We start from the raw sequence: 24,072 nt of genomic DNA, 5'->3' as shown, positions 1-24,072 counted from the left end.
CAACGATCGCAACAACGAATTTCATCGCTTGGTAGTTGCCAGACTGTCGACTACTCATGCACAGTGTTGCCCGTGGCCACACGAGACAAGAACGGCAACGCGACGATCGACTCCGTTTCCCTGGCGATCATCGAGCAGCTCCAGGAGGACGGCAGGCGTCCCTACGCGGCGATCGGCAAGGCCGTCGGCCTCTCCGAGGCCGCGGTCAGGCAGCGCGTGCAGAAGCTGCTCGACCAGAACGTGATGCAGATCGTCGCCGTCACCGACCCGCTCACCGTGGGCTTCCGGCGCCAGGCGATGGTCGGCATCAACGTCGAGGGAGACCTCGACCCGGTGGCGGACGCGCTGACCGAGATGGGCGAGGTCGAGTACGTGGTCGTCACCGCGGGCTCCTTCGACCTCATCGTGGAGGTCGTCTGCGAGGACGACGACCACCTTCTCGAAATGATCAACAAGCGGATACGCGCGCTTCCCGGCGTGCGCACCACCGAGAGCTTCGTCTACCTCAAGCTCAAGAAGCAGACCTACACATGGGGAACCCGATAGCCATGAGCGCCGACCTCTCCAAGACGGCGTACGACCACCTGTGGATGCACTTCACCCGCATGTCGTCGTACGAGAACGCCCCCGTCCCGACGATCGTCCGCGGCGAGGGCACGTACATCTACGACGACAAGGGCAGGAAGTACCTCGACGGCCTCGCGGGCCTGTTCGTGGTGCAGGCCGGTCACGGCCGCCAGGAGCTGGCCGAGGTCGCCGCCAAGCAGGCGGCCGAGCTGGCCTTCTTCCCGGTCTGGTCCTACGCGCACCCCAAGGCCGTCGAGCTCGCCGAGCGCCTGGCGAACCTCGCCCCCGGCGACCTGAACAAGGTCTTCTTCACCACCGGCGGCGGTGAGGCCGTCGAGACCGCCTGGAAGCTGGCGAAGCAGTACCACAAGCTCACCGGCAACCACACCAAGTACAAGGTGATCTCACGGGCGGTGGCCTACCACGGCACCCCGCAGGGCGCCCTGTCCATCACCGGACTGCCCGCCCTCAAGGCCCCGTTCGAGCCGCTGGTCCCGGGCGCGCACAAGGTGCCCAACACCAACATCTACCGCGCCCCGATCCACGGCGACGACCCGGAGGCGTTCGGCCGCTGGGCCGCCGACCAGATCGAGCAGCAGATCCTCTTCGAGGGCCCGGAGACCGTCGCCGCCGTCTTCCTGGAGCCGGTGCAGAACGCGGGCGGCTGCTTCCCGCCCCCGCCCGGCTACTTCCAGCGGGTCCGCGAGATCTGCGACCAGTACGACGTGCTGCTGGTCTCGGACGAGGTCATCTGCGCCTTCGGCCGCCTCGGCCACGTCTTCGCCTGCGACAAGTTCGGCTACGTCCCCGACATCATCACCTGCGCCAAGGGCATGACCTCGGGCTACTCCCCCATCGGCGCCGCGATCGTCTCCGACCGCATCGCCGAGCCCTTCTACAAGGGCGGCAACACCTTCCTGCACGGCTACACCTTCGGCGGCCACCCGGTCTCCGCGGCGGTCGCCCTGGCCAACCTCGACATCTTCGAGCGCGAGCGCCTCAACCAGCACGTGCTGGACCAGGAGCCGGCGTTCCTGCGGACCCTGCAGAAGCTGCACGACCTGCCGATCGTCGGCGACGTCCGCGGCAACGGCTTCTTCTACGGCATCGAGCTGGTCAAGGACAAGGCGACCAAGGAGTCCTTCACCGACGAGGAGTCGGAGCGGATCCTCTACGGCTTCGTGTCCAAGAAGCTGTTCGAGTACGGGCTGTACTGCCGTGCCGACGACCGCGGCGACCCGGTCATCCAGCTCTCGCCGCCGCTGATCTCGGACCAGTCGACGTTCGACGAGATCGAGCAGATCATCCGCCAGGTCCTCACCGAGGCCTGGACCAAGATCTGACCCGACCGCCCGGCGCCCGGCTGCCCACGGTCCGGCCCTTCCCCGCGGCCTCATCCCTCCGCGGGGGAGGGCCGACGCCTTTCCTGGCGCCGGTTCGCCCGGCATCAGGAACGAAGTTCGCCCGGCATCAGGGTTCGCCCGGCATCAGGTTTCGAGCCATTTGAGCGCGAACCACAGCTCCATGCGGACGTCCGGATCTCCGAGGTCCGCCTCCAGCAGCTCCGCCGCACGGGCGATCCGCTGCCGCACGGTGTTGCGGTGCACCCCGAGCGCCACGGCCGTACGGTCCCAACTCCCGTGCAGGGACAGCCAGGTGCGGAGCGTCTCGGTCAGGGCGTGGGCGGCGGTCAGCGGAGCGAGCCGCGTGCGGGCGAGCGCGCGGGCCTCGCCGGGCGCCACGAGTGAGTCCACCCCGGCCGCGGTGTCGTCCCGGTGCCGTACGAGCGGGGCGCGTTCGGCCAGGGCGCGGCGCAGGGCGCGCTCCGCCCCGGCTTCGCCGCGGGCGAGTTCGTCCGCGGGCACGGGGGATCCCGCGCCCAGCGTCCAGCCCGCCTGGGCCGTCACCGGCTCGGCGCCCGGGACGAGGGCGCTCAACTCGTCACCGTCCACGTCGATGAGCGAGGTCCGCAGGCCCGCGGCGAGTTCGGCCGCCCACAGGGCCTCGCCCGCCCGCGCCCGCCCGCGGCGCCGTCCGCGCACCACCGTCCATACGACCGGCCCGCCGTTCTCCTCCGAACTCCCCGTCGCCGTACGGCTCGTGGCCCCGCGCTCACCGGACGCCGCGTCCCCCGCCGGGGACCGCGGATCCCGCCCGGAGGCCAGGAGCAGCGGCGCCACGGCCTCCGGTGCGGCGCCGAGCATCAGCCGCACCAGGGCCGCCGTACGCCCGGCGCCCGCACCCGCCGTACGCGCGCCGGTCAGCAGGGAGAGCAGGACGACCGCGACGCCCGCGATGGCGCCGTCGACCGCGTCCCGGTGGGCCGCGCACACCCCGAGGGCGAGACGGCCGCCCGCCGGGGCCGGGCCCGGCAGTCCGTACACGCTCAAGTGCAGTTGACCGTCCGGCCCGGCCACGGTGTCGGACGCGGAGGACAGGCGGCCGGAGCGGAGCCGCGCGGCCAGCGCCGGCAACGCCGCGTCCACCGCGGAAGCGGGCCGGGTGCCGGCGGCGGACAGCTCCGTCCCGTCCGGCCCGAACAGGACCGCCCAGCCGCCGAGGCGCTGCGCGAGCTGCCGCAGGACGGCGGGGACGGGGTGCGCCCTGGCCGCCGCGCCGGCGAGGGCCTGCTGCGCCTCGGTCAGCCGGCGCAGCTCGTGGTGGCGGCGCTCGGCCGACGCCTGCCACATCGCGCGGGCCACCGCCGTGAACGTGGTCTCCCGCGGTACCTCGACCAGGGGCAGCCCGTGGAGGTCGCAGGCCCCGGCCAGCGCGGGCGGGACGGTGTCGTGCACGGGCGCGATACCGAAGCCGAGCGCCGCCGCGCCCGCCTCCACCGTCCTGGACACGTACCCGTCCCAGTAGGCCCCGGTGCCCTCGGTGTCCGGGCAGTGCACCCCGGCGCTGAGCAGCATCTCCCCGCCCAGCAGATACGGGACCGGGTCCTCCATCTCGCTGGTGTGGACCGCGTACACCGGACGGTCCTCGCGCGGGCCCGCGACCTGGCGCAGGCCGAGGTCCGGCTGCTCCAGGAGCAGCGACAGCGGTACGGGCACGGTGGGCGGCGTCAGCTCGGACATGGCCGGATCCCTATGGATGGTTCGTACGGTCCAGGGGCTCCTGGTGGAGGAAACGTACACTTCTCGGCCTCCTCGACGGCACCTAAGGTCTCACCCCAGGCATGCCGCCCCCCGCGAATCAGCCAGCCGACCCCGAGGAGCACCCATGGCCGTCGACTACGCGGTGATCGTCGTCTATCTGGTGGGCATGCTCGCCGTGGGCTGGTGGGGCATGCGCCGCGCCAAGTCCAAGAGCGAATTCCTGGTGGCGGGGCGGCGACTCGGCCCGACGATGTACTCCGGCACGATGGCCGCCATCGTGCTCGGCGGCGCCTCCACCATCGGCGGCGTGGGCCTGGGCTACCAGCACGGGCTGTCCGGCGCGTGGATGGTGATCGCCATCGGCCTCGGGCTGCTGGCGCTGAGCATCTTCTTCTCGGCGCGGATCGCCCGGCTGAAGGTCTACACGGTCAGCCAGATGCTGGACCTGCGCTACGGCGGCTCGTCCGGTCTCATCTCGGGGATCGTGATGTGGTCCTACACCCTGATGCTCGCGGTCACCTCCACCATCGCCTACGCCACCATCTTCGACGTGATCTTCGGGCTCGAGCGGTTCCTGGCGATCATCCTGGGCGGGACGATCGTGGTCGCCTATTCGACGCTGGGCGGCATGTGGTCGATCACCCTGACCGACATGGTGCAGTTCGTGGTCAAGACGATCGGTGTGCTGCTCCTGCTCCTGCCCATCGCGGTGGTCAAGGCGGGCGGCTTCTCGAAGATGGCCGCCGAACTGCCCGACGACTACTTCTCGCCGATGAGCATCGGCGGCCAGACGGTCTTCACCTACGTGCTGATCTACTCGTTCGGCATGCTCATCGGCCAGGACATCTGGCAGCGGGTGTTCACCGCCCGCGGCGACAAGGTCGCCAAGCTCGGCGGCACGGCCGCGGGCGTCTACTGCCTGGCCTACGCGGTGGCGGGCGCGGTCATCGGCACCGCGGCCAAGGTGCTCTACCCGAACCTCGGCAGCCCCGACGACGCGTTCGCCACCATCGTCAGGGACGCCCTGCCGATCGGGGTGAAGGGGCTGGTGCTGGCCGCCGCGCTGTCGGCCGTCATGTCGACCTCCTCCGGCGCCCTCATCGCCTGCGCGACCGTGGCCAACAACGACATCTGGTCGCGGCTGCGCGGCAAGGTGACCCCCGGCGGTGACAGCGGGGCGCACGACGAGGTGAAGGGCAACCGCGTCTTCATCCTCGTCATGGGCGCGGCGGTCATCTGCACCTCGATCGCGCTCAACAACGTCGTCGAGGCACTGACCGTCGCCTACAACCTGCTCGTCGGCGGACTGCTCGTGCCCATCCTCGGCGGCCTGCTGTGGAAGCGCGGTACGGGGACGGGCGCGCTCGCCTCGGTCGGCGTCGGCGGCGTGACCGTCGTCGCGCTCATGGCCTGGAAGGGCATCCTCGCCAACGAGCCCGTGTACTACGGCCTGCTGGCCTCGCTCGCCGCCTACGTCGTGGTCTCCCTCGCCACCAAGCCCACCGACGCCGCCGTCCTCGCCGCCTGGCGCGCCCGCCTCGCGGGCGAGACACCGGCCGACGTGTCCGCCGAGGCATCCCCCGCCACGGCGGGCGCGTAACCCCTGCCGCTGGTCACGGCAGGGAACGGCCCCCGCTCCCGGGGGGCCGGGAGCGTGCGGTGCCCTCAGCCCCCGAGCGGGCACCGCACGCCCCACTTCTCGCTTCGCACGTCCGACCGGCCGCGGAATGACGGGAGTGACCCCCGTCCCCACGTCTGCGCGCCACGGAACGACACCCCCCGATGAAAGGCACCACCACCTCCATGAGCAGCGCCCAGCGTCCCCCGCGGAACGGCGGCGACGTCGTCGTCGAGTCCCTCGCCGCGCTCGGCGCCGGCACCGTGTTCGGACTGCCGGGGCAGCACGCGCTCGGCACGTTCGACGCGCTGCGCCGCTCCTCGCTCGAGTACGTCGGCCTGCGGGTCGAGAACAACGCCGGCTTCGCTGCCGACGCCTACGCCCGGGCGACGGGCCGGGTCGCACCGCTGCTGGTGTCGACCGGCCCCGGCGCCCTGATGACCCTCGCGGCGCTGCAGGAGTCGGCCGCCGCGTCGGCGCCGGTGCTCGGCATCAGCAGCCAGGTGCCCACCGCGGGACTGGGCGGCGGGCGCCATGGCTATCTGCACGAACTCACCGACCAGAAGGCGTCGTTCCGCGATGTGGTGAAGTCGGTGCACACCGTCCGTACGGCCTCGCAGATCCCCTCGGCGCTCGCCGCCGCCTGGGCGTCGGCCCTGGAGGCGCCCAGCGGCCCGGTGTGGGTGGAGATCCCGCAGGACGTGCTGCTCGCGCCCACGTCCGTACCGCCCGTCGAGTCGCTGAGCGCCGAGCCGCGCCCTCTCGCGCCCCGCGCCGAACTGGTCGCGGCCGCGGCGGAGTTGCTGGACGGTGCGGAGCGGCCGGTGATCCTCGCGGGGGGCGGGGTCGTCCGCGCGGGGGCGCAGGCAGCCCTGCGCGCGCTGGCGGAGAAGCTGGACGCTCCCGTGGCCACGACCTTCGGCGGCAAGGGCGCCTTCCCCTGGGAGCACCGCCTGTCGCTCCAGTCGTGGCTGGAGGACCGGTACACCACCGACTTCCTGGAGGACGCCGACGTCCTCCTCGTCGCCGGCTCGGGACTGGGCGAACTCTCCTCGAACTACCACACGTTCCGCCCCCGCGGCCGGGTGGTCCAGATCGAGGCGGACCTCGGCAAGCTGGAGTCCAACCACCCGGCCCTCGGCCTCCACGCCGACGCCCGGCTCGCCCTCGAAGCGCTCGCGGACGCGGTCGGGCGGCGCCCCGAGGGCAGCGCCGCCAAGGAGGCGGCGGAGCTGCTGACCCGGGTCCGGGACCGTGTCGCCGCCCAGGGCCTGGAGCTGGAGCAGCAGGTCCTCACCGCCGTGCGCGACGCGCTGCCCGACGGCTCACCCAGCTTCTGGGACATGACGATCCTGGCCTACTGGGCGTGGTCCGCCTTCGACCCCCGGGCGGGCGCGATGCACACCGCCCAGGGCGCGGGCGGCCTCGGCTACGGCTTCCCGGCCGCGCTCGGCGCCGCCGCGGCGGACCCGTCGACGCCGGTGCTGGCCGTCTCCGGCGACGGCGGTGCCATGTACTCGATCGCCGAACTGGCCACGGCACGCCAGTACGGCCTCCCCGTCACATGGCTGATCGTCGACGACGGCGGTTACGGCATCCTCCGTGAGTACATGACCGACGCCTTCGGCGAGGCCACCGCGACCGAGCTGGCCCGCCCCGACTTCGCCGCCCTGGCCGAGTCCTTCGGCGTCCCCGCCCTGCGGTCCGCCCCGGACCGGCTCGCCACCGACCTGGCCGCAGCCCTCGGCACCCCGGGCCCTTCGGTCGTCGTCCTCCCGGCCCTGCTGCGGATGTTCGCCCCCACGCACCTCGCGGACCCGACCTGACCCTCCGGCACGGGGCATGGCCGCGTTCGGACGGGTTCGGCCGGACGGAGTGAACACCATCGGTTCATATGAGCCTTTCGAAGGAACATCAGCCGACCCGGGGCGCGCGCGCCGCGTCGCGCGCGGCCGAGTCCTTACGGTGCCAAGTGACCGATTGGGCTCATGTTCGTTCACCCGGCCAGGGGAACGGACTGTCGCAACCAAGCCGAGGTGTTCGCCATGGAGGCCCCACCGGACAACGACGTGCTCTGGGCACGTTCCCTGCACTATGCGCACGGCGAGACACCCGCACTCGCCGGTGTCTCCGTCGGTGTGCGGGAAGGCGAGATCCTCGCCGTCACCGGGCCGCGCGGCAGCGGGAAGACCACGCTGCTGCGGTGCCTGGCGGGCCAGTTGGCCCCCCAGAGCGGTGAGGTCTGGTTCAACAGCGCCCCGGTGCACACGCTCGGCCCCGGGGGGCGCGAGCGGCTGCGCCGGGACCGGTTCGGCTGGATCGACACCGAGCCGCAGCTCGTGCCCGAGCTGACCGGCTGGGAGAACGCGGCCCTTCCGCTGCTGCTGCGCGGCACCCCGCACCGGACCGCGAAGACCGCCGCCCTGGAGTGGCTGGACCGCCTCGACGTCGGGGAGGCCGCCCGCAAGCGGCCGTCCGCGATGCTCCAGGCCCAGCGGCAGCGCATCGCCATCGCGCGGGCGCTCACCTCCGAGCCGTCCGTGCTCTTCGCCGACGAGCCCTCCGCGCCGCTGCACCGCGCCGACCGCGCCCATGTGCTGCGCACCCTCACCACGGCCGCGCGCTCGCACAACATCACCGTCGTGCTCGCCACCCACGACGCCGAGGTGGCCGCGCTCGCGGACCGTACCGTCGCGCTGGTGGACGGCCGCCGGGTCGGCGCCATCCCCAATCCGGACAAGGAGGGTAGAGCCGAGTGCTCGCTCTCCGTCTAGCCCGCGGCACCCATCCCCTCGTCCTGCTGCGGCGGCTGATGGTCGCCGCGGCCTCCGCCGGCGTCGGCTTCCTGCTGCTGTCCGCCCTCGGCCACGCACTCGCGCACCCCGAGCAGGCAGCCGGTTCGGCCGTCCGCCTCCTGTGGTGCATCGTCCCGATCGCCGCCGTCGTCCAGCTCTCCGTCGCCGTGGCCCGGACGGACCCGGCGGCCCGTACGCAGCCCGGGCTGTCGTCCGTCGGGCTCGGCCCGGTCGGGCTGGCGCTGCTGGCGGCGGTGTCGACGGCCGTGTCCTGCACGCTGGGCAGCGTGTTCGCGCTGGTCGCCTTCCTGGGACTGCGCGGCGACATCGGCCGCTCCCCGTACCCCGGGGTGGCGGACATGCTCGGCGCCGGGCACACGCTGCCGTACGCCGGTCTGGTGACGCTGCTCTTCGTCGTGCCGGCGCTCTCCGGCGTGACGACCGCCATCGCCCTGCGTCCCCGCAAGCCCGCACCCGACAACTCACCGGAGCCCAGCCGTCCCGCGGCGGCCGAGGGGGCGCCCGCGTCCGCCAGCTCAACCGTCTCGGCGGGCCTGCCGTGGGGTGTCGCGCTGACGGCGGCCGGCATCGCGCTCGGCTCGTACGCGGCGCGGACCACCCCGGCCTCCTCCGACAGACTGCTGCCGCTGCCGGGCCGTCTGGACACCATCCCGGCGGGTGTCGTCGGCGGCTGGGTGCTGATCGTGATCGGGCTCGTCCTGGCGTGCCCGGGCCTGACCCACCTGTGCGGCAAGCTGCTGGCCTCGGGCAAGCCGGGCGCGCTGCGGCTGCTGTCCGGACGCGTCCTGCAGGAGGAGTCGACGCGCCTGGGCCGCCCGCTCGGTGTCCTGTGCGCGGTCGCCTCCGGCGCCATGGCCGCCACCCAGCTCTACGGCACGGCGCTCGACTCGACCGGCGACCGCCCGTTCGGACCGCTGACCGGGGTCGGTGCGGCTCTGGTCATGGCCTGCGCCACGGCGACCGTCCTCACCGTCGCCCTCGAGACCAAGGGCGCCCGGACCGACACGACGGCGGCGCTGCTGCGGATCGGGGCCTCGCCGTCGCTGCTGCGCCGCGCGGCCGCGCTGCGCGGACTGGTGATGGCCGCCGTCCTCGTGCCCATCGCCTGGGCCGTGGCCGAACTAGCCGCGCTGCCCCTCTCCGGGTGACCCCGGCCGCCTGACCCCCGCTGCCCTTCGCCGACGTCTCGTCAGTCGGCGGAGGGCAGCGCCATGACGTCCTCGCTCCGGAAGGCGGCCCCCACGGTCGCGCCCGGTTCCGGGGCGTCGCGCAGGGCGCAAGCGGCCTCCAGGCGCGGCCCGCCCTCCGGCTGGAGCAGCAGCGCGACGTGGTTGCCGCGGAAGGTGCGGGCCGTGACCGTGCACGGCAGTCCCTCGGCGACCGGGACGAGACGGACGCCCGCGGGCCTGACGAGCAGGCGGCACGTCCCGTCGGCGGTCCCGGGCGGTACGGGGATCGTGCCCCACGGGGTCTCCGCGGCCTCGCCTCGTACGGTCGCCGGGACCACGTTGTCGAAGCCGAGGAAGCGGGCGACGAACTCCGAGGCCGGACGCTGCCACACCTCCAGCGGTGTCCCGGTCTGCTCGATCCGGCCGTCCCGCATCACCACCACCCGGTCGGCGAGTGCGAACGCCTCCCCCTGGTCATGGGTGACGGCCAGCACCGTGGTCCCCAACCGGCCGAAGAGCTCGCGCAGTTCGACGACCAGGCGCTCCCGCAGGGTGCGGTCGAGCTGGCCCAGCGGCTCGTCGAGCATCAGCAGCTTCGGCTCGGGCGCGAGGGCACGGGCGAGCGCCACACGCTGCTGTTCGCCGCCCGACAGCGTCGCGACCGCCCGGCGCTGTGCCCCCGGCAGCCCCACGCGATCCAGCAACTCCTCGACCGTACGACGCTGTTCGGAGCGCGGGGTGCCGCGCATCCGCAGCCCGAAGGCGACGTTGCCGCCCACGTCACGCTGCGGGAAGAGCTGGTGGTCCTGGAACATCAGGCCCACTCCGCGCCGGTGCGCGGGCACCCCGCTCTGGTCTCGTCCGGCCAGCAACACCCGTCCGGCGTCGGCCCGTTGCAGCCCGGCGACCACCCGCAGCAGGGTGGACTTGCCGCTGCCGCTGGGCCCGAGGACGCACACCGTCTCGTGGGCGCCGACCTCCAGGTCCACCGAGTCCAGCGCCACGCGGCCGCCGAAGCGTACGGTCACGCCCTCCAGTCGCAGCAGGGACATCTAGAACCCTCCCGGGCGGTCGTCCGGTGCCCCGGTGATGCGCGGGGCGATGCGCTCCAGCGTCAGCAGCGCGGCCGCGCAGACCAGCATGAGGATGGTGCTCAGGGCCATCGCCTGCCCGTAGTTGAGCTCGCCCGCACGCCCGAGGAAACGCGCCACGGCCACCGGCAGCGTCGGGCTGTCGGGCCGGGCGATGAACACCGTCGCGCCGAACTCCCCCAGCGACACCGCGAACGCGAAGCCCGCCGCCACCAGCAGCGCCCTGCGCACCAGCGGCAGGTCCACCTCGCGCCAGGCGCGCAACGGCGAGGCGCCGAGGACGGCGGCCGCCTCCCGCAGCCGCTCGTCGACGGCGCGCAGCACGGGCAGCATGGTCCGTACGACGAAGGGCACGCCGACCAGCGCCTGGGCCAGCGGCACCAGCAGCCAGGAGGAGCGCAGATCGAGCGGCGGCTCGTCCAGGGCGATGAGGAAGCCGAAGCCGACGGTCACGGCGGAGGTGCCGAGCGGCAGCATGAGCAGCGCGTCGAAGCCCCGTACGAACCGACCGGCACGCCGGGTCAGCGCGGCCGCTGCGAGCCCGCCGATCACCAGGGCGATGGCCGTGGCGGCGGCCGCGTACCGCAGGGAGTTCCAGACGGCCTCCAGCGGCGGGACGAGGAACGTGCCGCCGCCCGCGGCCGACGACTGCAGGGCCCGGTAGAAGGTGAACCCGTATCCCCCGGGCCCGGCGAGGGAGCGTTCGACGAGGATGCCGAGGGGCAGCAGGATCAGAACGGCCACCACGGCGAGCACCCCGGCGAGCAGCGCCCACTGGCCGGGCCCCTCCGGGCGCCGCGCCGTGCGTGCCGCGTCCACGAGCGCGAGCGCGGACTCCCGCCGCCGCACGGTCCAGGCGTGCAGCGCGAGGATGGCGGCGACCGCGGCGAACTGGACGAGGGTGAGGACGGCGGCCGTCGGCAGATCGAGGAACTGCGCGGTCCGGCGGTAGATCTCCACCTCCAGCGTCGCGTAGCGCGGCCCGCCGAGGATCTGCACGGCGCCGAAGGAGGTGAAGGTGAAGAGGAACACCATGAGGGACGCGGCAGCGACGGAGGGCGCCAGCGCGGGCAGGGTCACCCGCCGCCAGGCCGCGAAGCGGCTCGCGCCCAGGACCCGGGCGGCCTCCTCCTGGCGCGGGTCGAGCTGCGCCCACAGCCCGCCGACGGTGCGGACCACGACCGCGTAGTTGAAGAAGACATGGGCGAGGAGGATCGCCCAGACCGTGGTGTCCAGACGGAAACCCCACAGCTCGTCGAGCATGCCGCCGCGCCCCAGCAGCGCGAGGAACGCCGAGCCGACGACGACCGTGGGCAGCACGAACGGCACGACCACGACCGCCCGCAGCACCTCCTTGCCGGGGAAGGCGAAGCGGGCGAAGACATAGGCACCGGGCAGCGCGATCGCGAGGGTCAGGGCGGTGGAGGCGGCCGCCTGCCAGGCGGTGAACCACAGGACGTCCAGCACGTCCGGATCGGTCAGTGCCTCGGCCGCCCGTCCCAGCTGCCAGTGCCCGCCCTCCCTGAGGCCCCGGCCGACGATGGCGGCGACCGGGTAGCCGAAGAAGACCCCGAAGAAGGCGACGGGCACGGCCATGAGCGCGAGCCGCAGCGCGGTGTCCTTGCGGCCACGGGGCCGGGACCGTACGCGCGCCGCCTTGGCGGTAGTTACTTCAGGACCAGCGACGACCACTGTTCGACCCACTGCTCACGGTTCTCGGCGATCTTCCCGGGCGCCATGGTCGCGGGCTTGTCGATGGTCTCGCCGTACCGGGTGAACACCTCGGGCAGCTCGGCGTCCTCGCGCGCGGGGTTGACGTACATCTTCAGCGGCACGTCCTCCTGGAACGTCCTGCTCAGCAGGAAGTCCAGCAGCGCCTTGCCGCCCTTCTCGTTCTTCGCGCCGTTCAGCAGCCCGGCGAACTCGATCTGGCGGAAGCACGTGCCGGTCGCGACCCCGGTCGGGGCCTCCTTCGGCTGCGGCTTCATCCCCACGACCCCGGCAGGCGGGCTGGAGGCGTAGGAGACGACGAGCGGCTTGTCGCCCTTGCCCGCGCCCGAGAACCGGTCGAAGTAGGCCTGCTCCCAGCCGTCGACGACCTCGACGCCGTTGGCCTTCAGCTTCTTCCAGTAGTCCTCCCAGTCCCCCGTGGACGCGGCCGTGCCGAGGAGGAAGCCGAGCCCCGGGGACGAGGTGGCGGCGTTCTCGGTGACCAGGAGGTTCTTGTACGCGGGCTTGAGCAGGTCCGCGTACGTCCGCGGCGGCGCGAGCTTCTTGTCGGCGAAGTACTTCCGGTCGTAGTTGACGCAGATGTCGCCGCTGTCGACCGGGGTGACGCGGTGCCGGTCGCCGTCGAGCCGGAGCGCGGCCGGGACCTTCTCCAGGTCCTTCGCCTCGTACGGGGTGAACAGCCCGGCGTCGAGCGCCCGGGAGAGCAGGGTGTTGTCGACGCCGAAGAAGACGTCGCCCTGCGGGTTGTCCTTGGAGAGGACGGCCTGGTTCACCGCCGAACCGGCGTCACCGCCGCGCAGCACCTCGACCTTGTAACCGGTCTCCTTGGTGAACTGCTTGAGGACCGCCGACGACGCCTCGAACGAGTCGTGAGTGACCAGAGTGACCGTCCTGCGGTCCCCGGCCTTGCCGCCGTCGTCGTCCGAACCGCCGCACGCGGCCAGTGCCGGGACACCGAGCGCGCCGATCAGCACCGCGCCCATGGCACGCCGAAGGTTGGTGTTCATCGTCTGGCTGACTCCCTACGCCGGTATGACCCGGATCAGGTCCGAGGGTCTGCGGCGTCGTACGGCCGCACTCTCAGCGCTCGCTGCGCTCCCCTGTCGGAGTGTTCATTTGTACGAATGCACGCTACCAGCGCGGTCAGCGCTCGGTGGCGGCGAGCTGCCCGCAGGCGCCGTCGATCTCCTGCCCCCGGGTGTCCCGTACGGTCACGGGCACACCGTGCGCCTCGATCGCGGCGACGAAGGCCCGCTCGTCCTCGGGACGGGAGGCGGTCCACTTCGACCCGGGGGTCGGGTTGAGCGGGATGAGGTTGACGTGCACCCGGCGGTTCTTCAGGAGCCGGCCGAGCAGATCGCCCCGCCACGCCTGGTCGTTGATGTCCCGGATCAGGGCGTACTCGATGGAGATCCGGCGGCCGGACTTCTCCGCGTACTCCCATGCCGCGTCGAGGACTTCGCGGACCTTCCAGCGGGTGTTGACCGGGACGAGGGTGTCGCGCAGCTCGTCGTCGGGGGCGTGCAGGGACACCGCGAGACGGCACTTGAAGCCCTCGTCGGCGAAGCGCAGCATCGCGGGCACGAGGCCGACGGTGGAGACGGTGATGCCGCGCTGCGAGAGACCCAGGCCGTCGGGCTCGGGGTCGGTGAGGCGGCGGATGGCGCCGACGACGCGGTTGTAGTTGGCGAGCGGCTCGCCCATGCCCATGAAGACGATGTTGGACAGCCGCGCCGGGCCCCCGGGGATCTCACCGTCGCGCAGCGCCCGCATGCCGTCGACGATCTGGTGCACGATCTCGGCGGTGGAGAGGTTGCGGTCGAGCCCGGCCTGCCCGGTCGCGCAGAACGGGCAGTTCATGCCGCAGCCGGCCTGCGAGGAGATGCACATGGTGACCCGGTCGGGATAGCGCATCAGCACGGACTCGACGAGCGTGCCGTCGAAGAGCCGCCACAGCGTCTTACGGGTCGTGTCGTCGTCGCAGGAGATGTGCCGCACCACGGACATCAGCTCGGGCAGCAGCCCGGTCGCCAGCTTCTCGCGCGCGGCGGCGGGGATGTCGGTCCAGGCCGCGGGGTCGTCGGTGTAGCGGGCGAAGTAGTGACGCGACACCTGACCGGCGCGGAACGGCTTCTCCCCGAGCGCGGCCACGGCGTCACGGCGCTCGGCGGGCGTGAGATCGGCAAGGTGCCGCGGCGGCTTCTTGGCCCCGCGCGGCGCGACGAAGGTGAGTTCTCCGGGTGCAGGCATAACTGCACCAGTGTGGCAGATCAACTACCGAGCCCCAGGCCGGAGCCGTAAGGGACCGGTGGGAGACCGGTCACTCGCAGTGGTTCTCTGTCGCACCTGCCCCATCGGGAACCGTCGCGATCTGCCCGCGCCCGACTTCGTCACACGGGGTTGTCCGTGGGACCGCACCCGTCCGCACACCCGCTGGGGCGCCCGCAGGCCGGAGCGGTGGGAGACCGGTCACCCCCCGGCACTCCTCAGGGGTGCATCCGGGCACCCTTCAGCACCTTGTCCACCGCGTTGCGCGCCCCGTACACAGCGAGGCCCACCGGATCCAGCCGGTCCTTCGGCACCGCTCGCACCGCCGCGCGATTGTCCCGGTCGTTGCCGGTGGTGAAGAGGTCGGAGGTGAACACCGCGCAGGGAAGCGCGCGGGACAGGGCCCGGCCGTGCGCGGCGGTCAGCATCTCCTTCGTCCCCTCGAAAACCAGGACAGGCTGGCGGAACATCGGCAGGTAGGCGGTGCCGTCCGCGTCCGCGTAGGACTCGCCGATCACCTCGGGGGCCTCCGTGCCGAGGCCGCTCACCAGGAACGCGGTCACGTTGAGTCGCTGCCAGGGCTCCAGGTCGTCACGCAGCAGGACGGCGATCTTGGTGTCGAACCGTACGGGCTCGTTCTCGGTCGTCATGCTTCCAGGCTGGCGTCCGCACCGCCGTCGCGTCTTGTACGTTCTTTGCATGGTGGTCCGGCAGGACATCTCCGCATGGCGGCCGCAGGTCGCGGGCGTCGTGGAGGTCTTCCACGCCCGTTTCACCGAGCACGCGTACCCCATGCACGTCCACGACGCGTGGACCCTGCTGATCGTCGACGACGGGGCGGTGCGGTACGAGCTGAATCGCCATGAGCACGGCACTCCGCACGACACGGTGTCCCTGCTCCCGCCGCACGTCTCCCACAACGGCTCACCCGCCACCCCGCAGGGCTTCCGCAAGCGGGTGCTCTATCTGGACATGACCCTGCTGGACGAGAGCTTCATCGGCCCGGCCGTGGACGGTCCGGACCTCGTCGACCCCGTCCTGCGCCGGCGCATCGGGCAGCTGCACACGGCCCTCGCCGGCCGGGGCGACGAACTGGAGGCGGAGAGCCGTCTCGCCCTCGTCGGGGAACGGCTTCGCGGCCACCTGCGACCGCGATGCGTGGCCCGCGCCCCGGGGCCCGATCGCGCCGTGGCCCGCACACTGCGGGAACTCCTCGACGAACGGCTGGTCCAGGGTGTGACCCTGGCCGATGCCGCGCAGCTGGTGCACGCCCACCCCACGCACCTGGTGCGGGCGTTCAGCGCCGCCTTCGGCATCGCCCCGCACCAGTACCTGATGGCCCGCCGGGTGGACCGGGCCCGGCGGCTGCTGCTCGACGGGCAGCGGCCCGGTGAGGTGGCGGCCGCGGCGGGCTTCTACGACCAGGCGCATCTGAGCCGGCACTTCACGCGGCTGGTGGGGGTAGCCCCGGGACGGTACGCCCGCCACGCGAGCACAGCCCCGAGGGATGCTCCCCGCGGCGAGCAGCTGACGTCACGGTGACCGGGGCCCGGGGCCCGGCGCGCCCCGTCGGCTGTTTCCGGTTCCGGTCCCCGCCGCTCATGTCGCGCGTTCGATCGCCCACACCAGATCCCGGAATCCGCTCTCCCGATGGAGCTTCATGGCCCGGACGGATTTCCCGAGGTTCGCCAGAGTCGCCGGATGGTTGCATCTGCGGGCCACGTCGAGGAATTCCTCCCGCCCCTTCTTCTGGTACTCGTAGCCGAATCGGTTCAGTGTGGCCAGAAGCACCAGATGGGCCGCGACGACCCGGTCGAACCGGAACCGGCTTTCGCCCTTGCACATCCCGTTGAGGAACTCGAACACCTTGACGCAGTCACGGTTCCCGCCGGCGACGTCGTCACGGAACTTCTGGAACGGGGTGAGCGCCTCGTCCTGGTGCAGAGAGTCCGCCATGGCGGCGAGGTCGTCGCGGTACATGTGGTCGATGGTGGCGTCGCTGGCGTAGCCGAGCCCGTCGAAGAGCTCGATCTCCGTCCACGTGGCGATGTTCAGCTTCATCGCCTCCAGGAACTTCCTGTCCTTCTTGGCGGCCACCGTGGTGTCGAAGAACAGGGCCTGACGTTCGATCAGCCGGCAGGCGGCCACCGTGATCAGAATCCGGTAGGCGAAGGAGTTGACGTAGTAACCACGGGGCAGGTCACGGCTGTCGAAGGCAAGCCAGCCCTGGGATTCGTTCTTGTAGAAGTTCCACATGCGGCCGCTCAGGCTTCCGCCCGTCTCGAGAAACAGTCCCTTGAAACGGGCGATGTGGTCGCGCAGGTTCTTCTGCTGCTCGTACCGGTACTCCAATTCGAGTTTCCGCCGCAGGAAGCGCTTGTCGAATCCGTGCTTCAGGGACGGACCCACCACGGAGACGAGCAGGGCCACGACTCCCGAGATGAGAGCACTGACGACATGGGGCGACATTCCCGTCAGGGATAACGCAAGCAGCATGGAGATCCTCTCGACTCGCCCTCAACGGCCGGCCGATCCTACGGCTGCGCTACTGTCGCGGCGTCAGGGTCACCGAAACCGGTGCGGGCAAAGGGAGTTGGAGGCGGTCGGTGAACGTCGCGCTCTTCGCACTCGGAGGCACCATCTCGGTGTCGGGCGGTCCCGGCCACGACGGCCTGGTGCCGCGGCTGACCGGTGCCGACATCACCGCGGCCGTACCGGGGGTGACCGAGCTCGGGGTGAAGCTGGACGTCCGCGACACCCAGGCGGTGCCGAGCGCGAACCTGACCTTCGCAGAGATGCTGGACGTGGTGGCCGCCGCCTCCACCGCCGTGCGGAACGGTGCCATCGGCGCCGTCGTCACCCAGGGCACGGACACGCTGGAGGAGACGGCGTTCCTCGCCGACCTGGTCTGGCCGCACGAGGAACCCCTCGTCTTCACCGGCGCGATGCGCAACCCCACGCTCGCCGGCGCCGACGGTCCCGCGAACGTCCTTGCCGCCGTACGGGTCGCCGCCTCGGATCACGGCCGTTCCCTGGGCGCGCTGGTCGTTCTCAACGACGAGATCCACGCGGCGCGTTGGGTCCGCAAGGCCCACAGCACCAGCACGGCCACGTTCGCCTCCCCCAACGCCGGCCCTCTCGGCCAGGTCGTCGAGGGCCGGGTGCGGGTTCTGGCGATGCCGCGGCGCCACGAGCCGCTGCCCTCCCCGGCCGGGCGCCTCGCAGAGCGCCCTGACGCGGCGCGCGTCGCCCTCCACGTCGTCGCCCTCGATGACGACGGTGCGCTCCTCCGCGCGGTCGCGGACACCTGTGACGGGCTCGTCGTCGCCGGTTTCGGGGTCGGTCATGTGCCCTCCGCGCTCGCCCCGGAACTCGGTGCCCTGGCCGAACACATGCCGGTCGTCCTGACCTCGCGTACGGGCAGCGGGTCCGTGCTGCGGAACACCTATGGAGCGGTCGGGTCCGAGAGGGATCTCCTGCGGCGTGGACTGGTCAACGGCGGCCTCCTCGACCCGTACAAGGCCAGGGTGCTGCTCCGTCTCCTGCTCGCCTCCGGCGCGGGACGTGAGGAGATCTCGGCCGCCTTCGCCCGGCACGGCTGAGCGGCCGATCCGCGCAGGGTGCCGGTCGCCCGGCGGCGGACAGGCACAGGGAACGGCGAAGGGCCCGCACGCGCAATGCGGCGGGCCCCTTCGACGACGACGTACGTCCCGGGTCAGCCCGAGCCGACGAAGACCACGAGCAGCAGCCACACCACGGGCGCGGTCGGCAGCAGCGAGTCCAGCCGGTCCATGATCCCGCCGTGGCCCGGCAGCAGGTTCCCCATGTCCTTGATGCCGAGATCCCGCTTGATCATGGACTCACCGAGGTCGCCGAGGGTGGCGCTGACCGCCACGGCGAGGCCGAGCAGCAGCCCCTCCCACCAGCTCCCGCCGTCGATCAGGTACTCCATGCACAGCGCGCCCGCGGCCATCGCGAAGCCGACGGCGCCGAGCAGCCCCTCGCGGGTCTTGCCGGGGCTGATGCGCGGGGCGAGCTTGTGGCGGCCGAACCGCCAGCCGATGGCGTACGCGCCGGTGTCGCTGACGACCGTGAGCAGGAGGAAGGTGAGCACCCGCCACGCACCGTCGTCCGCGGCAAGCATCAGGGCCACGAAGGAGGCCAGGAACGGCACGTAGAAGGCCGCGAAGACACCGGCCGTGACATCCCGCAGATAGTCCTCGGGGGGCTCGGCCATCCGCCATACGAGCGTGGCCAGCGCGGTCAGGGCCATGGCCACCGACGCGCCCTCCGCGCCCCGCAGATATCCGGCGACGACCATGGCGGCCCCGCCGACCGCGAGCGGTACGAGCGGGACGCGGATGTACTTCTTCTCCGACAGCCGGGAGGACAGCTCCCACAGGCCGACGACCACCGCGGCGGCGATCACCGCGACGAAGACGGCCTTCTCGATGAAGAGCGACGCGATGATCACCGCGCCGAGGCCGAGACCGACCCCTATCGCGGCGCGGAGGTCCCTTCCGGCCCGCTTCTTCTGCGGGGCGGCCGGCGACTGCGGCGGAGGGCCGCTGTGACGAGCGGCCCCCCGGTCACGGTCGTCCTGGTTTCCGCCGGACTCGGACACGCTGGGCATGGCCCGAGTCTGCTGCGCTTCCGGCATCCCGTGCGCAGGACCCGCCGGGGTAGACCCCTGGTCGGGCGGTATCCAGAGGCCGGCAGCCGACGGCACCGGGCCGTGGCTCCCCCTGGCGTCGCCGGGAACACCCCGTTCGGCATGAGGAACCGGTGCCCCGCCGGCCCGGGACACGGGGCGGCCCCCCCAGGAAGAGTCGTTCATCAGACCTCGAGCAGCTCGGCTTCCTTGTGCTTGAGCAGCTCGTCCACCTGCGCCACGTGCTTGGACGTGGTGTCGTCGAGCTCCTTCTCGGCGCGGCGGCCCTCGTCCTCGCCGACCTCGCCGTCCTTGATGAGCTTGTCGATGGACTCCTTGGCCTTGCGGCGGACGCTGCGGATCGAGATCTTCGCGTCCTCGCCCTTGCCCTTGGCGACCTTGATGTACTCGCGGCGGCGCTCCTCCGTCAGCTCGGGGAACACCACGCGGATGATGTTGCCGTCGTTGGACGGGTTGACCCCGAGGTCGGAGTCACGGATCGCCTGCTCGATGTTGCGCAGCGCACTCTTGTCGAAAGGAGTCACGACCGCCATGCGCGGCTCGGGCACCGAGAACGACGCCAGTTGATTGATCGGCGTCATCGCACCGTAGTAGTCCGCCACGATCTTGTTGAACATCGCCGGGTGCGCACGCCCGGTGCGGATCGCGGCGAAGTCCTCCTTGGCGACCACGACGGCCTTCTCCATCTTCTCCTCGGCCTCGAGGAGGATCTCTTCGATCACCACTTGCTCCTGGTCTCGTGAGTGAGCACAGCCTCGCCCCTCGCGCGTGTTTCCTGCACGGTGTACGACCGGCAGGTCGTTGTCCATCCCCGTGCCGGGCTGTTCGTGCGGCCCGGAGTTGCCGGATTTCCCCGGCCGTAGGGGCCGGTGGTCAGGCCCGCGTACCCTGATCGCTGACGAGCGTGCCGATCTTCTCACCCTTCACCGCACGCGCGATATTGCCCTCGGCGAGCAGCTCGAAGACGAGGATCGGGAGCTTGTTGTCCATGCACAGGGTGATGGCGGTGGCGTCGGCGACCTTGAGGCCGCGGGTGATCACCTCGCCGTACTCGAGCGCGTCGAACTTCACCGCGTCCGGGTTCTGCTTCGGGTCGGAGTCGTAGACCCCGTCCACGCCGTTCTTTCCCATCAGCAGCGCCTCGGCGTCGATCTCCAGGGCACGCTGGGCGGCGGTGGTGTCGGTGGAGAAGTACGGCATGCCCATGCCCGCACCGAAGATGACGACGCGTCCCTTCTCCAGGTGCCGTACGGCCCGCAGGGGGATGTACGGCTCCGCGACCTGTCCCATGGTGATGGCGGTCTGGACGCGGGAGTCGATGCCCTCCTTCTCCAGGAAGTCCTGGAGGGCGAGGCAGTTCATGACCGTGCCGAGCATGCCCATGTAGTCGGAGCGGGCCCGGTCCATGCCGCGCTGCTGCAGTTCGGCACCGCGGAAGAAGTTGCCGCCGCCGATGACGACCGCGACCTCGTAGCCGTCACGGACCACTGCGGAGATCTCACGGGCCATCTTGTGCACGACGTCGGGGTCCACACCGAGCGCCCCTGAACCGGCGAATGCCTCGCCGGACAGCTTCAGCAGGAAGCGGCGGCGTTTCTTCCCGTAGAGGCCGTGGTCGGCCTTGTCTGCCGTGTCAGCGGTGTCCGCGCCCTGATTCATGGAGATCTCCTCGTGCACATACGAGAAGGCCATTGCCGGTGGGATCTGGTCGAGCCCTCTGCGGCAATGGCCTCCTCGTCACATCTGCGGTCGTCCGGCGCATATGGCGGCCGACTGCCCCCGACCCTAGCGGGTCGGGCGTATTCCGTCGTTGAACGGAGCTGTACCGAGCCGTACGAAGCGGTGGTACGGGTCAGGCGCCGACACGGAAGCGGGCGAACCGCTTCAGCGTAACGCCGGACTCGTCCAGAATCTTCTGCACGCTCTTCTTGTTGTCCTTGGCGAACGCCTGGTCCAGGAGGACGTTCTCCTTGAAGAAGCCGTTCACCCGGCCCTCGACGATCTTCGGGAGGGCGGCGTCGGGCTTGCCCTCCTCGCGAGCCGTGGCCTCGGCGACGCGGCGCTCGTTCTCGACGCTCTCGGCCGGGATCTCCTCGCGGGAGAGGAACTTCGGCGCGAACGCGGCGATGTGCTGCGCGATGTCCTTGGCCACCTCGGCGTTCTCCTGGTCCAGCTCGACCAGGACACCGACCTGCGGGGGCAAGTCAGGGCTGGTGCGGTGCAGGTAGGAAGCGACGTAGCCGCCGGAGAACTGCGCGAAGCGGTCGAGGACGATCTTCTCGCCGAGGGTCGCGTTGGCCTCGTCCACAAACGCCTGGACGGTCTTGCCGGCCTCGATCTCGGAGGCGAGCAGGGCCTGCAGGTCGGCCGGGGAGGTCTTGGCGACGTGCTCGGAGATGGCGTCGGCGACGGCCACGAACTTGTCACCCTTGGCGACGAAGTCGGTCTCGCACTTCAGCTCCACCAGAACGCCGGAGGCGTTGTCGGCGGCGAGCCGGGAGACGACGGCGCCGTTCTCGGCGCTGCGGCCTTCGCGCTTGGCGACGCCCTTCTGGCCCTTGACGCGGAGAATCTCGACGGCCTTGTCGACGTTGCCCTCGGCCTCGTCCAGCGCCTTCTTGCAGTCCATCATGCCGGCGCCGGTGAGCTCACGGAGCTTCTTGACGTCAGCGGCGGTGAAGTTCGCCATGGTCTGTCAGTCTCTTCTCGAAAGTCGATCGGATCTACGGTGGGACGGCGGGGGCCCGAGGGCCCCCGCCGTCGGCAGCCGTGACGGTGTCGTCAGGCCTGCTCGGCGTCCGCGGGCTTCTCGGCCTCGGCCGGCTTGTCGGCCTCAGCCGCAGCCTCGGCGGGCTTCTCGGCCTCGGCGGGCTTGTCGGCCTCAGCCGCAGCCTCGGCGGGCTTCTCGGCCTCGGCCGGCTTCTCAGCCGCGGCGGCAGCCGGCTCCTCGGCCTTCTTCTCGCCCTCGAGCAGGTCACGCTCCCACTCGGCCAGCGGCTCGCCCGCGGCCTTCTCGCCCTTGCCCTCGGCGGCGCCGGAGCGGGCGATGAGGCCCTCGGCGACAGCGTCGGCGATCACGCGGGTGAGCAGGGTGACGGAGCGGATCGCGTCGTCGTTGCCCGGGATCTTGTAGTCGACCTCGTCCGGGTCGCAGTTGGTGTCGAGGATCGCGACGACCGGGATGCTGAGCTTGCGCGCCTCACCGACGGCGATGTGCTCCTTCTTGGTGTCCACGATCCAGACGGCGCTGGGCACCTTCTGCATCTCGCGGATACCACCGAGGGTCTTCTCCAGCTTGGCCTTCTCGCGGGAGAGGACGAGGAGCTCCTTCTTGGTGAGGCCGGAGGCGGCCACATCCTCGAAGTCGATCGCCTCGAGTTCCTTCAGGCGCTGCAGGCGCTTGTAGACGGTCGAGAAGTTGGTGAGCATGCCGCCCAGCCAGCGCTGGTTGACGTACGGCATACCGACCCGGGTCGCCTGCTCGGCGATGGCCTCCTGGGCCTGCTTCTTCGTGCCGACGAACATGATGGAGCCGCCGTGGGCGACGGTCTCCTTGACGAACTCGTAGGCGCGGTCGATGTACGACAGCGACTGGAGCAGGTCGATGATGTAGATGCCGTTGCGCTCGGTGAAGATGAAGCGCTTCATCTTCGGGTTCCAACGGCGGGTCTGGTGCCCGAAGTGGACGCCGCTCTCCAGCAGCTCCCGCATCGTGACGACGGCCATGGCCGTACTCCTTGAGGTACTCGGTTCCACGCCGGCCGGTCGGCCGTCGTGCCTGACGCCCCGACGCGTTCTGCCATGGAGGGCGCTCTTGCGAGGACCTGCCGTGGACCGAGGGACGCGGCCGCGGAGCTGTCCGATGGGAAATGGAAGCGCCGGCGGCGGGGCGTGCGAAGTCGACCCGGTGACCCGGATCGCCACCAGAAGTGTACGGGACCGCTGAGCCGCCGAGCGACACACGGCGGCTTCCTGCCAGGGCGGGAAGCGCGCCGCAGGACGGGACGGGCTCGCGCCGTAAATCCCACCCGTACGAGTGACGCTTTTGTCCCCACATCGCGGGCTGTCCACAGGTCTCCCTCATGATCCCCGAGCCGCGCCGCCGCGGGCCAGGCTCAGGGCATGCGATGCGAGGCGACGGCGGGACGGCGGGCGGCGGCGTGGTGGGGACCGGGTCTCCGAGCGCGCGAGGTGTGGGGGGCCGGGAGGCGAGCGGTGCGGGGGCGGGTGGGCGGGGCCGTGGCCCTGGCCCGGCTTCCAGCGCTGGTGCTTGTGCCGGTGGTGGCTTTGGCACTGGCTTCGATGCTGATCACGACGGTGGGAGCGGCGTATGCCCGAGGATCCGGCGACCTGGTCACGGCACCGCAGTTACCGAGGCTCGCCCCTGCCGGACTGCCGTCCAAGGACGAGGGGCGGGGCCAGGGCCGGGACGGTGGGGAGAGCGAGGGTGATGGGGACGACGTGGGCAGGGGGTATCAGGGCCGGAGTGGCGAGCGCGCCTGGCCGGTGCAGGGCTCGGCCGGCAGTGCCCGCCCGGAGATGGTGCGCGGCTGGGAGCCGCCTCCCACTCCGTACGCGGCAGGGCACCGGGGGGTCGATCTCGCCGCCCGGCCGGGCCAGGCGGTCCGTGCCGCGGCTGCGGGTCGGGTCTCGTTCGCGGGCACGGTCGCTGGCCGGGGTGTGCTGGCCATCGAACTGGACGGCACGGGGAAGCCACCGCTGCGCCTCACCTATCAGCCGGTGCGGCCGGATGTCAGGAAGGGAGACCGGGTGACGGCCGGCGAACGGGTCGGGACCCTCGGCAAGGGCCCGTTCCACTGCCCGGAGGGCTGTCTGCACTGGGGGCTGAGGCGCGGTGAGCGCTATCTCGATCCCCTGTCCCTGCTACCTGACGGGATGCTGCGCAGCGGACCGTCCCGGCTGCTCCCCGTCTTCGGGGTGCCGGAGCCACGGACGAGCGCGGTGACCGGTACGGGGACGGGGGCCTGGGCCGCGGCAGGCTCGGCCGCGGAGGGCTCGGCTGCGCCGGGCTCGCGGGG

At 71.6% G+C, this 24,072-nt stretch carries 20 protein-coding genes, 1 pseudogene and 1 riboswitch; of the genes and pseudogenes, 9 read left to right on the top strand and 12 right to left on the bottom strand.

The genetic code is table 11. The annotated features are described in order from the left end of the window. Positions 1-72: 72 nt before the first annotated feature. Together ABZ822_RS04925 and ABZ822_RS04920 are read left to right on the top strand one after the other, a co-directional pair. On the top strand, positions 73-546 hold the full coding sequence (locus tag ABZ822_RS04925; protein WP_360846768.1) for an Lrp/AsnC family transcriptional regulator: 474 nt from the start codon (positions 73-75) through the stop codon (positions 544-546). After that, positions 531-1,910 carry an aspartate aminotransferase family protein gene (locus tag ABZ822_RS04920; protein WP_360846766.1) on the top strand — a complete coding sequence of 460 codons (1,380 nt, stop codon included), beginning with the start codon at positions 531-533 and terminating at the stop codon, positions 1,908-1,910. Before ABZ822_RS04925 ends, ABZ822_RS04920 begins: the two co-directional genes overlap by 16 nt. Before the next feature lie 144 nt (positions 1,911-2,054). Here ABZ822_RS04920 and ABZ822_RS04915 read toward each other — a convergent pair whose 3' ends face one another. After that, the gene (locus tag ABZ822_RS04915) at positions 2,055-3,647 is read right to left on the bottom strand and encodes a PucR family transcriptional regulator (RefSeq protein WP_360846764.1); all 1,593 of its coding nucleotides are present in this window, start codon (positions 3,645-3,647) and stop codon (positions 2,055-2,057) included. Positions 3,648-3,792: 145 nt separating this feature from the next. Between ABZ822_RS04915 and ABZ822_RS04910 the strand changes: the two genes are divergently transcribed. From ABZ822_RS04910 to ABZ822_RS04895, 4 genes are all read left to right on the top strand, one after another. Beyond that, positions 3,793-5,268 (top strand): sodium:solute symporter, encoded by a 1,476-nt coding sequence (locus ABZ822_RS04910; protein WP_360846762.1) that lies wholly within the window; start codon positions 3,793-3,795, stop codon positions 5,266-5,268. 203 nt (positions 5,269-5,471) lie between these two features. Then, positions 5,472-7,112, top strand: coding sequence for a thiamine pyrophosphate-binding protein (locus ABZ822_RS04905; protein WP_360846760.1), 1,641 nt, complete (start codon positions 5,472-5,474; stop codon positions 7,110-7,112). Positions 7,113-7,331: 219 nt separating this feature from the next. Continuing rightward, positions 7,332-8,060, top strand: a complete 729-nt coding sequence (locus ABZ822_RS04900; RefSeq protein WP_360846758.1) for an ATP-binding cassette domain-containing protein — start codon at positions 7,332-7,334, stop codon at positions 8,058-8,060. Then, entirely contained in the window at positions 8,042-9,250 is a 1,209-nt protein-coding gene (locus ABZ822_RS04895) for a hypothetical protein (protein WP_360846756.1), read from the top strand. The genes ABZ822_RS04900 and ABZ822_RS04895 overlap by 19 nt, the downstream gene beginning before the upstream one ends. A 41-nt stretch (positions 9,251-9,291) precedes the next feature. Here ABZ822_RS04895 and ABZ822_RS04890 read toward each other — a convergent pair whose 3' ends face one another. From ABZ822_RS04890 to ABZ822_RS04870, 5 genes are all read right to left on the bottom strand, one after another. Then, on the bottom strand, positions 9,292-10,323 hold the full coding sequence (locus tag ABZ822_RS04890) for an ABC transporter ATP-binding protein (protein ID WP_360846754.1): 1,032 nt from the start codon (positions 10,321-10,323) through the stop codon (positions 9,292-9,294). After that, positions 10,324-11,958, bottom strand: a complete 1,635-nt coding sequence (locus ABZ822_RS04885; protein ID WP_360846752.1) for an iron ABC transporter permease — start codon at positions 11,956-11,958, stop codon at positions 10,324-10,326. 71 nt (positions 11,959-12,029) lie between these two features. Further along, positions 12,030-13,100 (bottom strand): thiamine ABC transporter substrate-binding protein, encoded by a 1,071-nt coding sequence (locus ABZ822_RS04880; RefSeq protein ID WP_360846750.1) that lies wholly within the window; start codon positions 13,098-13,100, stop codon positions 12,030-12,032. Further along, a riboswitch (TPP riboswitch) is annotated at positions 13,096-13,205 on the bottom strand. Its footprint overlaps the gene before it by 5 nt. Positions 13,206-13,236: 31 nt before the next feature. Next, complete coding sequence (rlmN, locus tag ABZ822_RS04875; RefSeq protein WP_360846748.1) at positions 13,237-14,343, bottom strand: 23S rRNA (adenine(2503)-C(2))-methyltransferase RlmN; 1,107 nt, start codon at positions 14,341-14,343, stop codon at positions 13,237-13,239. Positions 14,344-14,579: 236 nt separating this feature from the next. Further along, positions 14,580-15,011 (bottom strand): DUF2000 domain-containing protein, encoded by a 432-nt coding sequence (locus ABZ822_RS04870; RefSeq protein ID WP_360846746.1) that lies wholly within the window; start codon positions 15,009-15,011, stop codon positions 14,580-14,582. 49 nt (positions 15,012-15,060) lie between these two features. Between ABZ822_RS04870 and ABZ822_RS04865 the strand changes: the two genes are divergently transcribed. Further along, positions 15,061-15,903, top strand: coding sequence for an AraC family transcriptional regulator (locus ABZ822_RS04865; RefSeq protein WP_360846744.1), 843 nt, complete (start codon positions 15,061-15,063; stop codon positions 15,901-15,903). 57 nt (positions 15,904-15,960) lie between these two features. Here the strand turns inward: ABZ822_RS04865 and ABZ822_RS04860 are convergent, their stop codons facing one another. Beyond that, on the bottom strand, positions 15,961-16,857 hold the full coding sequence (locus tag ABZ822_RS04860) for a hypothetical protein (RefSeq protein ID WP_360846742.1): 897 nt from the start codon (positions 16,855-16,857) through the stop codon (positions 15,961-15,963). 110 nt (positions 16,858-16,967) lie between these two features. Here ABZ822_RS04860 and ABZ822_RS04855 point away from each other — a divergent pair, with 110 nt between their 5' ends. After that, positions 16,968-17,963 (top strand): asparaginase, encoded by a 996-nt coding sequence (locus tag ABZ822_RS04855; protein ID WP_360846740.1) that lies wholly within the window; start codon positions 16,968-16,970, stop codon positions 17,961-17,963. 113 nt (positions 17,964-18,076) lie between these two features. On the opposite strand, the gene ABZ822_RS04850 is transcribed toward ABZ822_RS04855, so the two are convergent. The 5 genes from ABZ822_RS04850 to rpsB form a co-directional block, all read right to left on the bottom strand. Continuing rightward, positions 18,077-19,066 carry a phosphatidate cytidylyltransferase gene (locus ABZ822_RS04850; RefSeq protein WP_360847089.1) on the bottom strand — a complete coding sequence of 330 codons (990 nt, stop codon included), beginning with the start codon at positions 19,064-19,066 and terminating at the stop codon, positions 18,077-18,079. Between the two features lie 131 nt (positions 19,067-19,197). Next, the gene (gene frr / locus ABZ822_RS04845) at positions 19,198-19,755 is read right to left on the bottom strand and encodes a ribosome recycling factor (protein WP_360846738.1); all 558 of its coding nucleotides are present in this window, start codon (positions 19,753-19,755) and stop codon (positions 19,198-19,200) included. A 151-nt stretch (positions 19,756-19,906) separates the two neighbouring features. Further along, positions 19,907-20,692 (bottom strand): UMP kinase, encoded by a 786-nt coding sequence (gene pyrH / locus ABZ822_RS04840; RefSeq protein WP_360846736.1) that lies wholly within the window; start codon positions 20,690-20,692, stop codon positions 19,907-19,909. A gap of 193 nt (positions 20,693-20,885) precedes the next feature. Then, entirely contained in the window at positions 20,886-21,722 is an 837-nt protein-coding gene (gene tsf / locus ABZ822_RS04835) for a translation elongation factor Ts (protein WP_360846733.1), read from the bottom strand. Positions 21,723-21,814: 92 nt separating this feature from the next. Continuing rightward, positions 21,815-22,759: a 30S ribosomal protein S2 gene (gene rpsB, locus ABZ822_RS04830; protein ID WP_360846731.1), complete on the bottom strand. Its 945-nt coding sequence runs from the start codon at positions 22,757-22,759 to the stop codon at positions 21,815-21,817. A gap of 540 nt (positions 22,760-23,299) precedes the next feature. On the opposite strand from rpsB, the pseudogene ABZ822_RS04825 reads away from it, so the two are divergent. Further along, positions 23,300-23,983: pseudogene (locus ABZ822_RS04825) on the top strand (peptidoglycan DD-metalloendopeptidase family protein); the annotation flags it as partial. Between the last annotated feature and the right edge of the window lie 89 nt (positions 23,984-24,072).

This window comes from Streptomyces sp. NPDC047108 (assembly GCF_040643575.1).
Taxonomy (GTDB): domain Bacteria; phylum Actinomycetota; class Actinomycetes; order Streptomycetales; family Streptomycetaceae; genus Streptomyces.
Note: the sequence above shows the minus strand (reverse complement) of the source record. Positions and strands in the feature narration are given on the sequence as shown.

What these genes read in the sequence shown, in the direction of transcription:
- ABZ822_RS04920 (WP_360846766.1), top strand. Translation starts at nt 531, where the DNA reads ATGGGGAACCCGATAGCCATGAGCGCCGACCTCTCCAAGACGGCGTAC.
- ABZ822_RS04915 (WP_360846764.1), bottom strand. Translation starts at nt 3,647, where the DNA reads ATGTCCGAGCTGACGCCGCCCACCGTGCCCGTACCGCTGTCGCTGCTC.
- ABZ822_RS04910 (WP_360846762.1), top strand. Translation starts at nt 3,793, where the DNA reads ATGGCCGTCGACTACGCGGTGATCGTCGTCTATCTGGTGGGCATGCTC.
- ABZ822_RS04905 (WP_360846760.1), top strand. Translation starts at nt 5,472, where the DNA reads ATGAGCAGCGCCCAGCGTCCCCCGCGGAACGGCGGCGACGTCGTCGTC.
- ABZ822_RS04900 (WP_360846758.1), top strand. Translation starts at nt 7,332, where the DNA reads ATGGAGGCCCCACCGGACAACGACGTGCTCTGGGCACGTTCCCTGCAC.
- ABZ822_RS04890 (WP_360846754.1), bottom strand. Translation starts at nt 10,323, where the DNA reads ATGTCCCTGCTGCGACTGGAGGGCGTGACCGTACGCTTCGGCGGCCGC.
- ABZ822_RS04885 (WP_360846752.1), bottom strand. Translation starts at nt 11,958, where the DNA reads ATGGCCGTGCCCGTCGCCTTCTTCGGGGTCTTCTTCGGCTACCCGGTC.
- ABZ822_RS04880 (WP_360846750.1), bottom strand. Translation starts at nt 13,100, where the DNA reads ATGAACACCAACCTTCGGCGTGCCATGGGCGCGGTGCTGATCGGCGCG.
- rlmN (WP_360846748.1), bottom strand. Translation starts at nt 14,343, where the DNA reads ATGCCTGCACCCGGAGAACTCACCTTCGTCGCGCCGCGCGGGGCCAAG.
- ABZ822_RS04870 (WP_360846746.1), bottom strand. Translation starts at nt 15,011, where the DNA reads ATGACGACCGAGAACGAGCCCGTACGGTTCGACACCAAGATCGCCGTC.
- ABZ822_RS04865 (WP_360846744.1), top strand. Translation starts at nt 15,061, where the DNA reads ATGGTGGTCCGGCAGGACATCTCCGCATGGCGGCCGCAGGTCGCGGGC.
- ABZ822_RS04860 (WP_360846742.1), bottom strand. Translation starts at nt 16,857, where the DNA reads ATGCTGCTTGCGTTATCCCTGACGGGAATGTCGCCCCATGTCGTCAGT.
- pyrH (WP_360846736.1), bottom strand. Translation starts at nt 20,692, where the DNA reads ATGAATCAGGGCGCGGACACCGCTGACACGGCAGACAAGGCCGACCAC.
- tsf (WP_360846733.1), bottom strand. Translation starts at nt 21,722, where the DNA reads ATGGCGAACTTCACCGCCGCTGACGTCAAGAAGCTCCGTGAGCTCACC.
- rpsB (WP_360846731.1), bottom strand. Translation starts at nt 22,759, where the DNA reads ATGGCCGTCGTCACGATGCGGGAGCTGCTGGAGAGCGGCGTCCACTTC.